Annotated in this window: 14 protein-coding genes and 1 pseudogene; 5 read left to right on the top strand and 10 right to left on the bottom strand. The window is 68.9% G+C overall.

The window, feature by feature from the left end:
• Positions 1-70 precede the first annotated feature (70 nt).
• The 3 genes from ttcA to MRS60_RS15870 form a co-directional block, all read right to left on the bottom strand.
• Positions 71-1,063 (bottom strand): tRNA 2-thiocytidine(32) synthetase TtcA, encoded by a 993-nt coding sequence (gene ttcA, locus MRS60_RS15880; RefSeq protein ID WP_034179228.1) that lies wholly within the window; start codon positions 1,061-1,063, stop codon positions 71-73.
• Entirely contained in the window at positions 1,060-1,464 is a 405-nt protein-coding gene (locus tag MRS60_RS15875) for a dihydroneopterin aldolase (protein ID WP_034179227.1), read from the bottom strand. Before MRS60_RS15875 ends, ttcA begins: the two co-directional genes overlap by 4 nt.
• 75 nt (positions 1,465-1,539) lie before the next feature.
• Complete coding sequence (locus tag MRS60_RS15870; protein WP_243564976.1) at positions 1,540-2,283, bottom strand: SDR family oxidoreductase; 744 nt, start codon at positions 2,281-2,283, stop codon at positions 1,540-1,542.
• A gap of 13 nt (positions 2,284-2,296) precedes the next feature.
• Here MRS60_RS15870 and MRS60_RS15865 point away from each other — a divergent pair, with 13 nt between their 5' ends.
• Both MRS60_RS15865 and MRS60_RS15860 read left to right on the top strand, forming a co-directional pair.
• On the top strand, positions 2,297-3,493 hold the full coding sequence (locus MRS60_RS15865) for a class I SAM-dependent methyltransferase (protein ID WP_131946109.1): 1,197 nt from the start codon (positions 2,297-2,299) through the stop codon (positions 3,491-3,493).
• A gap of 7 nt (positions 3,494-3,500) precedes the next feature.
• Positions 3,501-3,695, top strand: a complete 195-nt coding sequence (locus MRS60_RS15860; RefSeq protein ID WP_031399528.1) for a DUF2905 domain-containing protein — start codon at positions 3,501-3,503, stop codon at positions 3,693-3,695.
• 25 nt (positions 3,696-3,720) lie between these two features.
• Here MRS60_RS15860 and MRS60_RS15855 read toward each other — a convergent pair whose 3' ends face one another.
• The 6 genes and pseudogenes from MRS60_RS15855 to MRS60_RS15830 all read right to left on the bottom strand — a co-directional run bounded on the left by MRS60_RS15855 (position 3,721) and on the right by MRS60_RS15830 (position 10,816).
• Positions 3,721-3,942 carry a hypothetical protein gene (locus tag MRS60_RS15855; RefSeq protein ID WP_034179224.1) on the bottom strand — a complete coding sequence of 74 codons (222 nt, stop codon included), beginning with the start codon at positions 3,940-3,942 and terminating at the stop codon, positions 3,721-3,723.
• A 149-nt stretch (positions 3,943-4,091) separates the two neighbouring features.
• A pseudogene (locus MRS60_RS15850) lies at positions 4,092-4,999 on the bottom strand (carbohydrate kinase family protein).
• The gene (locus MRS60_RS15845) at positions 4,996-6,276 is read right to left on the bottom strand and encodes an AGE family epimerase/isomerase (protein ID WP_105389559.1); all 1,281 of its coding nucleotides are present in this window, start codon (positions 6,274-6,276) and stop codon (positions 4,996-4,998) included. Before MRS60_RS15845 ends, MRS60_RS15850 begins: the two are co-directional and overlap by 4 nt.
• Positions 6,273-7,292: a LacI family DNA-binding transcriptional regulator gene (locus MRS60_RS15840; protein WP_034179221.1), complete on the bottom strand. Its 1,020-nt coding sequence runs from the start codon at positions 7,290-7,292 to the stop codon at positions 6,273-6,275. Before MRS60_RS15840 ends, MRS60_RS15845 begins: the two co-directional genes overlap by 4 nt.
• 378 nt (positions 7,293-7,670) lie before the next feature.
• Complete coding sequence (locus tag MRS60_RS15835) at positions 7,671-9,521, bottom strand: EAL domain-containing protein (RefSeq protein WP_105389560.1); 1,851 nt, start codon at positions 9,519-9,521, stop codon at positions 7,671-7,673.
• A gap of 260 nt (positions 9,522-9,781) precedes the next feature.
• Positions 9,782-10,816, bottom strand: a complete 1,035-nt coding sequence (locus MRS60_RS15830) for a bile acid:sodium symporter family protein (protein ID WP_175748999.1) — start codon at positions 10,814-10,816, stop codon at positions 9,782-9,784.
• A 347-nt stretch (positions 10,817-11,163) separates the two neighbouring features.
• On the opposite strand from MRS60_RS15830, the gene MRS60_RS15825 reads away from it, so the two are divergent.
• The 3 genes from MRS60_RS15825 (at position 11,164) to MRS60_RS15815 (ending at position 14,226) form a co-directional block, all read left to right on the top strand.
• Positions 11,164-11,658, top strand: a complete 495-nt coding sequence (locus MRS60_RS15825) for a hypothetical protein (protein ID WP_034179218.1) — start codon at positions 11,164-11,166, stop codon at positions 11,656-11,658.
• A 344-nt stretch (positions 11,659-12,002) separates the two neighbouring features.
• Positions 12,003-13,079 carry a porin gene (locus MRS60_RS15820; RefSeq protein WP_034179217.1) on the top strand — a complete coding sequence of 359 codons (1,077 nt, stop codon included), beginning with the start codon at positions 12,003-12,005 and terminating at the stop codon, positions 13,077-13,079.
• A gap of 184 nt (positions 13,080-13,263) precedes the next feature.
• Complete coding sequence (locus MRS60_RS15815; protein WP_034179216.1) at positions 13,264-14,226, top strand: LysR family transcriptional regulator; 963 nt, start codon at positions 13,264-13,266, stop codon at positions 14,224-14,226.
• Between the two features lie 123 nt (positions 14,227-14,349).
• Here MRS60_RS15815 and MRS60_RS15810 read toward each other — a convergent pair whose 3' ends face one another.
• On the bottom strand, positions 14,350-15,309 hold the full coding sequence (locus tag MRS60_RS15810; RefSeq protein WP_034179215.1) for an NAD(P)H-dependent flavin oxidoreductase: 960 nt from the start codon (positions 15,307-15,309) through the stop codon (positions 14,350-14,352).
• Positions 15,310-15,410 lie beyond the last annotated feature (101 nt).

The following is a 15,410-nucleotide window of genomic DNA, read 5'->3' as shown; positions in this document are numbered from 1 at the left end:
CCTGTCGCGGCGGGGCGACAGCGCCGGAAAAGGGCTGGGCGGCCCGTTCCGGCGGGTCTTCCGACCCCGCTTACAGGTCGTCGAACTGGACGATCGAGATCGGTTGCGCGGCGCCCGGCGCCGCGGCGTCGTCGCCCGACGCGCACGGTTCCTCGTCGAACGCGATGTCGCCCTGCGGATCGGCAACGCCGGTCGCGCGCAGCGACGTGAACGGGAACAGCGTCGTATCCATCAGGTGCGACGGTACGACCTTCGCGAGCGCGTTGAACATGTTCTCGACGCGGCCCGGGAAGCGCTTGTCCCATTCGCGGATCAGCGCCTTCATTTCCGCGCGCTTCAGGTTCGGCTGGCTGCCGCACAGGTTGCACGGGATGATCGGGAATTCGCGCAGCTCCGCGTATTTCTCGAGATCGGTTTCCTTCACGTACGCGAGCGGGCGGATCACGATGTTCTTGCCGTCGTCCGACTGCAGCTTCGGCGGCATCCCCTTCAGCTTGCCGCCATAGAACATGTTGAGCAGCAGCGTCTGCACGATGTCGTCGCGGTGGTGGCCGAGCGCGATCTTGGTCGCGCCGAGCTCGCCGGCCACGCGGTACAGGATCCCGCGGCGCAGCCGCGAGCACAGCGAGCAGGTCGTCTTGCCCTCGGGCACGAGCCGCTTGACGATGCTGTAGGTGTCCTGGTTCTCGATATGGAACGGCACGCCGACCTGCTTCAGGTACTCGGGCAGCACGTGCTCGGGGAAGCCCGGCTGCTTCTGGTCGAGGTTCACCGCGACGATGTCGAAGTCGATCGGCGCGCGCTCGCGCAGGCGCAGCAGCACGTCGAGCATCGCGTAGCTGTCCTTGCCGCCCGACAGGCAGACCATCACCTTGTCGCCGTGCTCGATCATGTTGTAGTCGCCGATCGCCTGGCCGACCTGGCGCACGATCCGCTTGAACAGCTTGTTGTTCTCGTACGCTTCCTTCTGCTCGCGGCGCGTCAGCGCCTGGCGGCCGGCCGGGGCGGCCGCGTCGAGGGTGGCGGCGTCGGCCGCCGTGTCGTTCATGTGGGGGGCGTTCATGCGCGCTCCTCGTCCTTGATGCGAAAGACTTCGACGCCGACGGCGTCGCAGTCCGGATAGGCGTCCGGTTTCTCGGTACAGACGCGTACCGCGCGCACGGCATCGTGCGCCAGCAGGTGCGCGGCGATCGCATCGCACAGCGTTTCCTGCAGGTGGATGTGGCCGCGCGCGATGCATTGCGCGACGCTCTGCTTCATCAGGTCGTAGTCGACGACTTCATGGAGACGATCGTCGACGGGGGTGGACAGCGCGAGCGGCACGAACAGGTCGACGTTGATGACGACGCGCTGCTCGCCGCGCTTCTCGTGTTCGAAGGCACCGATGTTGATGTGCACCTCGTAATCGCGCAGGTAGAGCCTGCGGCAATCCGCGAGGCGGGGGTGCAGGAGAGCGGAAAACATGGTCGTCCCAGTCAAATTGGCGTGCGCGCACGCAAAGCGGCGCGGGCGGCGGCAGTCAGGCCGCGCGCCCGCGGTTCATTCATTCGGGCCGGCGGCGGGCGGCACGAGGTGCTCGCCGCCGTCGACGGTCAGCGTCGCGCCCGTGACGCCGGGCGCGCTCGCGAGATAGCAGGCGGCCGTCGCGATGTCGTCCGCGTGCGCCGCGTGGCCGCGCACCAGCGCCGCGACCCGCACCTTCGGCGCGAGCGCCAGCGCCAGCGCCGACGTCGCGCGGTTCAGCGCGGCCTGCATCAGCGCGTGCGACAACTGCGCCGGCGCCGGGTGAAACAGCGCCTGGTCCAGCACGTGGATCGCGCACGCGCGCAGCGCTTCGTGTTCGCGCGCGGCGTCGGGCGTCGCATCGGCGAGCGCGCGGGCGAGCGCGAGCGGCGCCGTCACGTTGCGCGCGAGCGCGGCGGCGAGCGACGCGCCGTCCACCGTGAGCGCGTCGTCGGCGCCCGCACTGGCACTCACGAACACCGCGCACGCCGGCCGGCCGAGCGCCGCGCCGCACGCGGCGACCAGTGCGGCCGCGTCGGTTTCCAGGGCCAGATCGGCGCCGAGCACGGCCGCGCGGCGGCCGAGCGCCGCGACTTCGGCGACGATCGCATCGGCGGCCGCGTGCGGCGCGCCGTGGCTGCGCTGCAGCGCGACGTCCCAGCCGCGGCGCGCGAATTCCGTTGCGAGCGCACGACCGATCGACGCGGCGTCGGCCGCGCTGCCCAGGGCGCCCGCGACGAGCACCACGCGCAGGGTCGACGTATCGGCTGAAACGGTCATTTACAATGCCGGGATGAACCCGAAAGCTCACGAACCCGCTAGTTTACCTGCTCCCGGCCCTGACGCGCTCGCGCAGTCCGAAACCCTTGCCGCGCAACTGCGCGACGAGATTGCGGCGGCCGGCGGCTGGCTGCCGTTCGACCGCTTCATGGAGCGTGCGCTGTACGCGCCGGGCCTCGGTTATTACAGCGGCGGCGCACGCAAGTTCGGGCGCCGCGCCGACGACGGCAGCGACTTCGTCACCGCGCCCGAGCTGTCGCCGCTGTTCGCGCAAACCCTGGCGCAACCGGTCGCGGAAGCGCTCGCGGCGAGCGGCACGCGCCGCGTGATGGAATTCGGCGCCGGCACGGGCAAGCTCGCGGCCGGGCTGCTCGCGGCGCTCGACGCGCTGGGCGCCGCACTCGACGAATACCTGATCGTCGACCTGTCCGGAGAACTGCGCGAACGGCAGCGCGACACGATCGCGGCCGCCGCGCCGGCGCTCGCCGCGAAGGTGCGCTGGCTCGACGCGCTGCCCGAGCGGTTCGAGGGCGTCGTGGTCGGCAACGAGGTGCTCGATGCGATGCCGGTGCGGTTGTTCGCGAAGGCAGGCGGCGCATGGCACGAGCGCGGCGTCGCGCTCGACGCGCGGCACGCGTTCGTGTTCGAGGACCGGCCGGCCGCGCCGGCCAGCCGGCCGCCGGTGCTCGCGGGGCTTATCGACGATGTCGCCGACGGCTACGTGACCGAGACGCACGAGGCCGCGCTGGCGTTCACGCGCACCGTCTGCACGATGCTCGCGCGCGGCGCGGTGCTGCTGGTCGACTACGGCTTTCCCGCGCACGAGTACTACCATCCGCAGCGCGACCGCGGCACGCTGATGTGCCACTACCGCCACCACGCGCACGACGACCCGTTCCTGTACCCGGGCCTGCAGGACATCACCGCGCACGTCGAATTCACCGGCATCTACGACGCGGCCGTCGCCGCCGGCGCCGACCTGCTCGGCTACACGTCGCAGGCGCGCTTCCTGCTGAACGCGGGCATCACCGACGCGCTGGCCGCGATCGATCCGTCGGATATCCGGCAGTTTCTGCCGGCCGCGAACGCGGTGCAGAAGCTGATCTCCGAAGCCGAGATGGGCGAGCTGTTCAAGGTGATCGCTTTTTCGCGCGGCATCGACGGCACGCTCGACGCGTTCGCGCGCGGCGACCGCTCGCACGTGCTTTGAGGCCGGCATGCTGCGCTGGCTGATGACGTCGTTCGTCGCGGTGATGATCCTGACGCGCTGCTGGCCGTGGCTCGGCAAGCTCGGCATCGGGCGGATGCCGGGCGACGTCACGCTGACGCTCGGCGGGCGGCGCTACCCGTTCCCGTTCATGTCGACGCTGGTGCTGACGATGCTGGTATCGATGGTGGCGCGGCTGCTCTGAGCCGCGCCGGAAAGGGCGGTGTGCGTTACATCTCGATCTCGCCGAGGATCCGGTGCGCGAGCGCCTTCGCCTCGTCGAACGCTTCTTCCTCGCTGGGGCTCGTCGAGTGGACGTCGTAGCGCGTGTTCTCGGTGTCGTCCCCGTCGTCCCGCGCGAGGATCACGTAACCCTGGAACTGCCCGTTGGCCGAATGCTGGGTATGCGCCTTGGCCGTGTAGATGCCCTTCGTGAACGTGTTCGTGTCCATCGTGCCTCTCCCGCAAAAGGACACTTCATCGTAGCACTGCGGCGCAGCATGTACAGCGCGGCTTATCGGTGACCGAACGGTGTCCGGTCGCGGTGTCCGGTCGCGGCGGCCGGTCAGCGCCCGGTCGCCGTCCGATCATCCTTCGACGATCAGCCCTCGATCAGCGCGACGACCTCGTCGAGCGTCGGCGCGTGCGCGCCCGTGTGCCGGCACGCGGCGGCGCCGCCGCCAGCGCGAACGCGAGATGCTCGCGCCACGCTCGCTGCGGCGCGGCCATCAGGCTGAACAGCATGCCGCCGATCGACGCGTCGCCCGCGCCGACGGTGTCGGCCACCTCGACGCGCGGCGGGCTGGCCTCGTGCACGTCGCCGTCCGCGTAGAGCGTCGCCGCCTGCGCGCCGCGCGTGACGAGCACGGCCGCGCGCGGGTTCAGCGCGCGCACCGCCGCAACCGCGTCGGGGCCGTCGCCGCCGAACAGGTGCCGCAGGTCCTCGTCGGACACCTTGATCAGGTCGGCGAGCGCAGCCATCTTCTCCAGCGTCGGCCGGTACGCGGCCGTCATCAGGTTGCGGACGTTCGGGTCGAAGCTGATCTTCACGCCGCGCGCGTGCAGGTCGGCCGCGAGCGCGGCCAGCGTGCCCGCGAGCGGTTCGCGCACGAGGCTGATGCAGCCGAAATGCGCCCATTTCACGTGGTCGGTCCAGCCGGCCGGCAGCCGCGCGGGATCGAACGCAAGATCGGCGCTCGCTTCGCCGATGAAGAAGTACGCGGGCGGGCGCGTCTCGTGGACGATCGCGAGCAGCGGCGGCCGTGCGACGCGCTGCAGGAAGCGCAGGTCGAGCCCGGCCGCGTCGCTCGTGCGCCACAGCACGTCGGAGAAGCAGTCCTCGCCGATCGAGCCCGCGAGCGCGCTCGGCACGCCGAGCCGCGCGACCGCGCGCGCGACATTCCAGCCGGCGCCGCCCGGCACCGACGTCCACTGCGCATCGCCCGCGCGCACCATGTCGGTCAGGATGTCGCCTGCCGACACGAAAGCCGGAAACGTGCCGCCGCTCATTGCGTCGGCTCGCTGCGCGCCGCGCGCGCGAGGGTCGCGAGCACGTCGTAGCACGCGCCCATCGTGTGATAGTCGGTCTTGCCGGCCGGGCTCTTCTCGTCGCTGTACTTGCGGTTGTCGCAGGTGAGGATCCGGTACCACGCGCCGTAGCGGTGGTCGACGAAATGCGCCCAGCTATAGCGCCAGATCTCGTCGTACCAGTCCCAGAAGCGCTCGCTGCCGGTGCGCGCGCCGAGCATCGCGGCCGCCGCGAAGGTTTCCGCCTGCACCCAGAAGTACTTGTTGTGGTCGCAGATCGTGAAGTCGGGACCGAAGCCGTAGTACAGGCCGCCGTGATCGGCGTCCCATGCGTGCGTGAGCGCCGCATCGAACAGTTCGGCCGCGCGCGGCACGAGCCAGTCGAGCGGGCGGTGCCGCTCGAGGATCAGCAGCAGCTTCGCCCATTCGGTCTGGTGCCCGGGCTGGAAGCCCCACGGGCGGAAGATGTTCGAGCTGTCTTCCTTGTTGTAGTCCCAGTCGACCGACCAGTCCGCATGGTAGTGCTCCCACACGAGCCCGCCCGACAGCGCGGCCTGGCGCTGCGTGACGTGGCTTGCGAGCTTTTCCGCGCGATCGAGGTACGTGAGGTGGCCGGTCGCCTCGTAGGCCGCGAGCAGCGCCTCCGTCATGTGCATGTTCGCGTTCTGGCCGCGGTACGACGACACGATCCAGTTCGGCGTCGCTTCGTCCGCATACAGGCCCGCGGCCGCATCCCAGAAGCGGTGCTCGGCCAGTTCGTAGGTCGCCGCGATCAGCGGACGCGCCTCGTCGATGCCGGCCATCGTCGCGTGCGCGGCCGCCAGCAGCACGAACGCGAGCCCGTAGCAGTGGCGCGTGCCGTCGAGCGTCGCGCGCTTCGCGCCGTCGCGCCAGTCGAGTTCCCAGTCGTAGCCCTGCAGTTCGTCGTCCCAGTGTGCGTCGCGCAGGAAGCGCAGCCCGTGGCGCGCGTAGTCGAGATGGCGCGGATCGCCGAAATGCCGGTACGCCATCGCGTAGTTGAAGACGAACCGGCAACTGCTGACGAGGTGGCGCGACGTGCGGTTGTAGATGCTGCCGTCGTCGCGGAAGTAGTGATAGAAGCCGCCCGTCGGGTCGAACGCGTTCGTCGCGTAGAAGCGCAGCGTGTCTTCGATATGCGACAGCAGGAACGACGGATCGCGGAAATTCGCGACGAGCGGCGCGGCTTGCGTGTGGGCGGCCGGCGCGGCCGTGCAGGGTTGGACCGGGGGCATGTTCATGATTCGGTGACCGTGGCGGTATCGAGTGCCGGAGAGCCGGCGGGCTGGCTGCTGGCCCGCACGATCAGCTCGACGGGCAGGGAGATCTCGGTGCGCTCGGGCGCTTCGGCGAGCAGCAGTTCGACGCCGCGGCGGCCGAGCGCTTCCTTGTCGACCGACAGCGTCGTGAGCGGCGGGCTCGCGTGCGCGGCGGCCGGGATGTTGTCGAAGCCGACGATCGCGATGTCGTCCGGAATCCGCAGGCCGCGTGCGGTGCACACGCGCTGCGCGGCCAGCGCGGCCGCGTCGTTGTATGCGAAGACGGCGTCGGGGCGCGGGCCCGGCGCGTCGAGCAATTGCTCCATCGCGCGCGCGGCGCCGGTGTCGGGATCGAGCCCCGCGTCGATCGTCACTTCGTACGCGGGATCGAACAGCCGCCCGGCCTCGAAGAACGCGCGCCGGTAGCCGATCGCGCGCTGCGCGATGCTGTAGTGCGCGGGCGAGCCGCCGATGAACGCGATCCGCGAGCGCCCGGTGGCGAGCAGGTGGCGCATCGCGAGCGCGGCGCCCGTCGCATTGTCGATGTTGACCGAGCGCAGCCCGGGCGCCCACAGGTCGATCAGCACCAGCGGCCGGCCGGTCGCGGCGAGCGCCTCGATCGTCTCGGGCTCGATGAAGCCGGCCACCGCGATCGCGTCGGGCGCGTGCGGGCGCATCTGGCGCAGCACGTCGTCGTTCGGGCCGACCGTGAGCAGCGTCGGCACGATGCCGCGCTCGCGACATGCGTCCTCGACGCCGTGCAGCACGTGCGAGAAGAACGGGCTCGCGGGAAAGCGGTTGTGCTGGCGGTGCAGCAGGAAGGTGAGCCGGCGGATGCGCGGCCGCAACTGCGCGGGATCGTAGCCGAGCTGCTGCGCGATCTCGACGATGCGCGCACGCGTTGCTTCCGACAGGCCCGGCTGGTTTTTCAGCGCGCGGGAGACGGTGCCGATCGAGACCTCTGCCGCCCGCGCGACATCGCGAATGGTGGTGCCCATCGTTCGGGGTTCGGTTTGTTTAGGGTGAAAGCGATTGTATAGTAAAACATATCGCGAAATTCGGGCCGGATAACCGGGGAATACCCGTGAGTAACGGGTTTTTAAGCGCTAATCTGCGAAAACGCCGTTACTAAAAATACTAAACAAAACGCGAAAAAGGCAAGGTAGTCGTGCGTGCACCCGGCGGCGCGGGCGACTGGCGGGAAAGGGGCGGGAATATGCTGGAAAACGGGCTGTTTCGAGCGTCTGCGCAGCGTGCCCGGCGACCTGTACGGGCAGCCGGCAGCCGATGCGCAGCGATTCGGCTGGTTGACGGGCGGGCACCCGTCTCCGTCGCCCGGAGCGCAGCCGTATCCGCGCTCGACGATTGCCCGCCGTTCAGTCCGCCGCCACCGTCACCGCTGCGGCCGGCAGTTCGCCGCGATTGCGCAGCGCGGCGCGGCCCGCGTCGAGATCGACGACCGCGAGCCCGCCCGGCTGCTGTTTCGCGCGCCGCTTCGCGAGTGCCGCGACCGACGCGATCTCGTCGCTGCCGTAGCGCTTCGCGCCATGCGCGCCGGCCGGCACGCCGACCGCGCCGATCGCCATCGTCACGAAGCCGAAGAACGCCGGGTTGCCGTGTCGGTCCTCGCCGCGCAGCCCGCCTGCCTGCCGGTCGGCCTGCGTGTAGAAGCGCTGCGCGCCGTCGTTGAAGCGCGCGATCGCGTCGGTCGCGCGCACGTGCCAGTCGTCGCGCTGGAACAGCACGAGGAAATCGTCGCCGCCGACGTGCCCGAGAAAGTCGCGCTGCGGGTCGCACACGCCGGCCAGCACCGTCGCCGCGAACTTCAGCACTTCGTCGCCCTGCCAATAGCCGTACTGGTCGTTGAACGGCTTGAACTGGTTCAGGTCGACGTAGCACGCATGAAAGCCGGCATCGCGCTGGAGCAGGCGGTCGATATGCGCGCTGATCGGGATGTTGCCGGGCAGGAACGTCAGCGGGTTCGCGTAGCGCGCGGCTTCGATGCGCATCTCGGTCACCGCGCGCACGAGGCTCTCGCCGGTGCCGAGCCCGACGTAGCGGCCGTGTTCGGTGATCACGAAGCCATCCGCGAGATAGCGCTGGTCGTGGCTCGCGAGCAGCATCGCGAGCTGCTCGAACGTCGTCGCGTTGTCGATCATCAGCGGCGCGTCGTTCGCGAACTGCAGGCACGGCTTCTTCCCGAACACCTCGCGGTGATACGGCAGCGCGAAGCGGTCGATGAAGCCGCGGCGATTCACGAGCGCGACGGGCCGCCCGCGTTCGACGAGCGCGACCGCGTGCAGGTCGGGCATCCGGTTGAACAGGTCGAGCACGTCGTTGCTGGTCGCGTCGCGCGGCAGGGCCGGCGCGGGGACCAGCATCTTCGCGGCGATCGTGCCGGCCGGCCGCACGGTGCGTGTCGCGCCGGGAAACACCGCGATGTGCGGCGCGCGGATCGCATCGCGCGCGGCCGGCGCGACGACCCGCGACGGCTGCGCGTCCGGCCGGCCGAGCAGGAAGCCCTGCACGCAGCAGATCCCCATGTCGCGCACGACGATCAGGTCGCATTCGTTCTCGATGCCTTCCGCGATCAGTTGCGCGCCGCTCGCCTGCGCGAAGTGCTGCATCGCCCTCACGGCCTCGAACTTGAGCGGGTCGCGCGCGATGTCGTGGATGAAGAAGCGGTCGATCTTCACGACGTCCGGATGCAGGCGCAGCCACAGGTTCATGCTCGCGTTCGCGGTGCCGTAGTCGTCGAGCGCGAACTGGATGCCCGCATCGCGCAGCGACGCGACCGCCGGCCCGATCTGCGCGACATCCGGTATCGCGTTCTGCTCGGTCAGCTCGATCACGATGCGCTCGGCGCGGACCCGCGCGCGGCCGAGGAACTGGCACGCGCGCTCGCGTTCGCTGGCGAGTTGCAGGATCGTGCCTGCGCTGAAATTGAGGAACAGCTTGCCGTCGCAGCCGAGCGCCGCGAACGCGTCGAGGCAGGTGAGCGCGGCGGCCTGTTCGAGCGCGATGGTCGCGCCTTCGCGCGCGGCTTGCGCGAACAGCGCGGCGGGCGGCTCGAGGTCGGTGCCGCGCGGGCCGCGTATCAGGCCTTCGTAGCCGACGACCGTCCCCGACCCGAGATCGACGATCGGCTGGAAAACGGCGGCGAGCGCGCGATCCGCGATGAGGCGCGTGATGCTGGCGGCAGCGGAGTCGGGGTGGAGCGCGGGCATGGGCGAGGGCAGCCGAATCGACGGGACGTCCGGCTTAACGGCAGCGCTCGCGGGGAATTGAATGAAGATTTCATGACGCGAGGGGCGCTGATGGTGCATCGCGTCGGGCGCGCACCGGTGCGCGTTTGGAAGGCGGGAAGGCGGGAAGGCGGGAAGGCGGGAAGGCGGGAAGGCGGGAAGGCGGAAGGCGGAAGGCGGAAGGCGGAAAGGCGGAAGGCCGGCGCGGTCACCATCCAGCGACCGTCCCGCCTCCCAACCCGTCACCGCTTGCCCGCGCTCAGCGCGCCGGGTCTCGATGCCGCGCCGTCCTGCCCGCCGCGCTCGCCGCTCGTGTCGCGCGCGCCCCAGCGCTGCGCGAGCGCCGCGCACGCCATCAACTGGATCTGGTGGAACAGCATCAGCGGCAGCACGATCGCGCCGACCGCGTTCGCCGAGAAGATCACCTTCGCCATCGGCACGCCGGCCGCGAGGCTCTTCTTCGATCCGCAGAAGATGATCGTGATCTGGTCGGCCCGGTTGAAGCCGAGCCGCTTGCTGACGAACGCGGTCAGCAGCAGCGCGATCGCGAGCAGCACGAGGTTGACGACCAGCAGGCCGCCGAGCGCCCGCGCCGGAATCTGGTGCCACAGGCCCTCGTTGACGGCTTCGCTGAACGCGACGTAGACCACGAGCAGGATCGAGCCCTGGTCGACGAAGCGCAGCACGCCGCGGTTGCGTTCGATCCAGCCGCCGATCACGGGCCGCAGCAACTGGCCGGCGATGAACGGCACGAGCAGCTGCATCACGATGCTGCCGACGGTGCTCCACGCCGACGCCGCGGCGGCCGACTGCGACGTGATCATCAGCCCGACGAGCGCCGGCGTGACGAAGATCCCGAGCAGGCTCGACGCCGATGCCGCGCACACGGCGGCCGGCACGTTGCCCTTCGCGATCGACGTGAACGCGATCGACGACTGGACCGTCGACGGCAGCGTGCACAGAAACAGCACGCCCGCATAAAGCGCCGGCGTGACGAGCGGCTGCAGCACGGGTTTCAGCACGAGGCCGAGCAGCGGGAACAGCGCGAACGTGCTGAGCAGCACGACCGCGTGCAGCCGCCAGTGGGTTGCGCCCGCAACGACGGCTTCCCGCGACAGCTTCGCGCCGTGCAGGAAGAACAGCAGGCCGACGGCGATGTTGGTCGCCCAGTTGAACGCGTGGGCGGCCGGGCCGCGGCACGGCAGGAGGCTCGCGAGCACGACGGTGCCGACCAGGGCGAGCGTGAAGTTGTCGGGAAGAAAACGGGGACGGGCCATCGGGAACTCGATTCGAAAACGACGGAGGCGCGCGTCGCGCGCGCGGATGGCGCTATTGTCCCGGTTGGCCATTCACTACACAAATTCATTGTGAGAATCGATTGATGAATCGATTGCATGCAGCAACGGCTGTCGCACCTGCCCCGGCCATGCGCAAAACGGCAGAAGAATGTTCTGTCGCGTTCGCGCCCTGAAGTGAAAAAACCTAGCAGTAACATGGTGTTACACCGATGCCGGCGACCTAACACTTTTTGGCTCGACACCGTTTCGGGCCGCTCATAAATTACTGCTGAAAGCCTTGCGTCGGCCGAAAGGAGCCGGCGGCAGGCGTGGACAGGCACTGAACGATGACGGAACGTGTGAAACGGAAGATCGGACGATGGGTGGCAGGCGTGCTCGGCGCGCTGTTGATGCCGCTTGCGCTCGCGCAGCCGCCACACGGCGGTCATGGGTTCGGCGGCCACGGGTTCGGTGGCGGCGACATGCGCGCGTATGGTCAGCAGGCTGGCGGCGGGTTCGGTGGCGGGCCCGTCTGGCGCCGCGTTCCGCCCCCCGCCGGTGCACGCGCCGGCGGCGTGAGCAGCTACGGCTCCCGCTGGGGGCTGCGGCCGACACCGTCGTACGGTCATTACGCCGCGCAAAGCCCGTATCGCCCGATCAGCGCCGACGCGCGCCAGATGCCGCGCCCGCCGGGCGGCGGCAACGTGCCGCTGCGCGCCGGTTCGATCCGCGCCGACGTCGCGCGCTACAACGAGGAGCGCGGCGGCCGTCCGATGCCGCCGCCCCGTTCGCAGGAAGAGCCCTCGCACTCGCCGTATTTCTCCCCGTTCTACCGAAACTGAGCGCCCGCGCGCTCGTCCTATGCCGGCTGATGCGAATTCGCCACAGTCGCGCGCAGATTTCCGCTGATTTTCCCGTCGCATTGCGCTATCTTTCGCGCCCGGCTCGCGTGCGCCACACCGCCGTCCCGTCGCGCAACCGCTTTCGCGCGGGGCCGCCGCGGTGCATCCGGCCACGTATCGATTCCGCGAAGTTAATGCTGGCGCTATACCAGCAATAAGTGTGCGCAATTTTGACCGGACAAATGATCCGTAAAGATGGCTGCGCCCCATACGACGCAAGCACTCGGCTCCAAAAAACAACGCTCGCGCCACTTATCGACTATCCGACAAAACCTGGAGATCCCATGAAAGCATTCGCTCGCCGTGCGTCGCGCACGTCCGTCAAGCTGATCGCCGCAGCCGCCTGTGCGGCGGCTGCCGCACCCGTTTATGCGCAATCGAGCGTGTCGCTCTACGGGCAGGTAGACGAATGGGTCGGCGCAACCAAGTTCCCGGGCGGCGATCGCGCATGGAACGTGTCGGGCGGCGGAATGTCGACGTCGTACTGGGGCCTGCACGGCGCAGAGGATCTGGGCAACGGCTACAAGGCGATCTTCACGCTGGAAAGCTTCTTCCGCGCGCAGAACGGCCAGTTCGGCCGCTTCCAGGGCGACACGTTCTTCGCCCGCAACGCGTACGTCGGCATCAGCTCGCCGTACGGCACGGTGACGGCAGGCCGCCTGACGACGCACCTGTTCCTGTCGACGATCCTGTTCAACCCGTTCTACGATTCGTACACCTTCTCGCCGATGGTGTACCACGTGTTCCTCGGCCTCGGCACGTTCCCGACCTATCCGAGCGACCAGGGCGCGGTCGGCGATTCGGGCTGGAACAACGCGGTGTCGTACACGTCGCCTTCGTTCGGCGGACTGAATGGCAGCGCGATGTACGCGTTCGGCAACCAGGCCGGCGACAACGGCTCGAAGAAGTGGAGCGCGCAGTTCAACTACGCGAACGGCCCGTTCGCGGCGACTGCCATGTATCAGTACGTGAACTTCAACAACGGCCCGCGCGACCTGAGCGCGCTCGTCGCCGGGATGAAGAGCCAGGGCATCGCGCTGGTCGGCGCGACCTACGACCTGAAGCTCGTGAAGCTGTTCGGCCAGTACATGTATACGAAGAATGACCAGGTCGCGGGCAGCTGGCACGTGAACACCGCGCAGGGCGGCGTGTCGGTGCCGCTCGGCGTGGGCAACGCGATGGCGTCGTACGCATATTCGCGCGATGCAGGCGGCCTCGACCAGACGCGCCAGACTTGGGCAGTCGGCTACGACTACCCGCTGTCCAAGCGCACGGATATCTACGCCGCGTACATGAACGACCACATCAGCGGTCTGTCGACCGGCAACACGTTCGGCGCAGGCATCCGCGCGAAGTTCTGACGCGCACGCGCGATCGGCGCGCCGGACGCGCGCGGAAATCGCGCGTTCCGGCTGCATGTTTTCCCGCCCGAAACGGCGCCGCCTCCCCGCGGCGCCGTTTTGCCTTTGTTGACCTTTCTGTTTCCTCGCCTTTGTTACCCTATCTCGTAATTGGACCATTCCCCCGTCATTACGAGCTAGTTCGATGGATACCCTCGTCAGCATGAATGTGTTTCGCTACGTCGTCGAAGTGGGCAGCTTCGTCGGCGCGGCCGAGCGCATGCAGATGTCGGCTGCGATGGCGAGCAAGCACGTGATGCATCTCGAGCAGCAGCTCGGCGCGCGGCTGCTGCATCGCACGACACGACGCGTCGCGCCTACCGAGGCGGGACGCGAATACTACGAGCGCCTCGTGCAGGCGCTGTCTGAACTCGACGAAGCCGGGCAGGCCGTCGGCGCCGCGAGCGTGGTGCCGCAGGGCCGCCTGCGCGTGACGTCGCTGTCCGCGTTCGGGCTGCGGCACGTGATGCAGGCCGTCACCGATTACGCGGGCCGGTTCCCGGACGTGACCGTCGACATGACGCTGTCCGATCGCGTGGTCGACCTGATCGAGGAAGGCTACGACGTCGCGGTGCGCGCGGCGCCGAACGGATTGAAATCGTCGTCGCTGGTCGCACGGCAGATCGCGACCGCGCACATCCTGCTCGTCGCGTCGCCCGAGTATCTCGACAAGCACGGCACGCCCGCGACGATCGCCGATCTCGCGCACCACAACTACCTGCGGCGCGACTCGAATTCGACGATGCTCGACTCGCTCGTGATCGACGCGGCGGCCGCGTCGCGCGTGACCCTCAACGGCAACCTGATCGTGAACCATCTCGAAGGGCTGCGTGCGGCCGTGCTCGCGGGCGCGGGCATCGCGCTGCTCGGCACCGAGGTGGTCGGCGACGACATCGAATCCGGCCGGCTCGTGCCGGTGCTGCTCGATTCGGTGCCGCCGCACGAAGCGCCGATCTATGCGGTGTACGCGAGCCGCCGTCACGTATCCGCGAAGGTGCGTTCGTTCGTCGATTTCCTCGCGGCGCGTTTCGAAGGCCAGTCGCTGTGCCCATCGATCGAGTCGCGCCTGCGCGTGCTGCCGATCACGCGGATCAAGCGCGCGGGCTGAGCCGCGTGTCCCGCGGCGGCGGGGCGATGAAAACAAAAAGCGCGAACCGCTGCGGTTCGCGCTTTTTGTTTGGTCCGACGGAATTTGAGGTGGCGGATGCGGCGGCTGTGGCCGCCGCATCCGTCAGCGTGCGATGCCGAGCCGCGCCTTCGCGTCGTCGTACTCGCGCTTCAGGCGCTCGACGAGCGCACCCACGGTCGGCAGGTCGTCCATCAGCCCGACGCCCTGGCCGGCGCCCCAGATGTCCTTCCACGCCTTCGTCTTGTCGCCGCCGAAATTCATCTTCGTCTTGTCGGATTCCGGCAGCGCTTCCGGATCGAGGCCGGCTTTCTCGATGCTCTCGCGGATGTAGTTGCCGTGCACGCCGGTGAAGAGGTTCGTGTAGATGATGTCGGACGATTTCGCGTTCAGGATCGCGTGCTTGTAGTCGTCGATCGCGTGCGCTTCCTGCGTTGCGATGAAGCGCGTGCCCATGTACGCGAAATCGGCGCCCATCGCCTGCGCGGCGAGGATCGAGCCGCCGTTCGCGATCGAGCCGGACAGCACGATCGGACCATCGAAGATCTTGCGGACCTCGCCGACGAGCGCGAACGGCGACGTCGTGCCCGCGTGGCCGCCCGCGCCGGCCGCGACGAGGATCAGCCCGTCGACGCCGGCTTCGAGCGCCTTCTGAGCGTGGCGCAGGTTGATCACGTCGTGCAGCACGATGCCGCCGTAGCTGTGCACCGCGTCGACGATCTCGCGCGCCGGCGCGCGCAGGCTCGTGATGAAGATCGGCACCTTGTGCTCGACGCATACGCGCACGTCGTGTTCGAGCCGCGCGTTCGACTGGTGGACGATCTGGTTGACCGCGATCGGGCCGATCACCGCGTCCGGGTGTTTCGCCTTGTGGTCGGCGAGTTCCGACTGGATCTGCGTGAGCCACTCGTCGAGCAGTTCGGCCGGACGGGCGTTGAGCGCGGGGAACGAACCGACGATGCCCGCCTTGCATTGCGCGAGCACGAGTTCGGGGTAGCTGACGATGAACATCGGCGACGCGATGACGGGCAGCGTCAGGTTCTGCAGGACGGTGGGCAATGCCATGTGATGTCTCCAGTCTCCAGGGAGGGCCGGCGCCCGCGCGGTCGCGTTGACGCCGACACCATGCTTTGCGGTCGAACGATGATTCGAGTGTAGCTGCGGAA

The sequence above is a fragment of the Burkholderia pyrrocinia genome, from assembly GCF_022809715.1.
Classification (GTDB): domain Bacteria; phylum Pseudomonadota; class Gammaproteobacteria; order Burkholderiales; family Burkholderiaceae; genus Burkholderia; species Burkholderia pyrrocinia_C.
The sequence above is the reverse complement of the archived record's forward strand: the minus strand, read 5'-3'. Positions and strand labels throughout refer to the sequence as shown.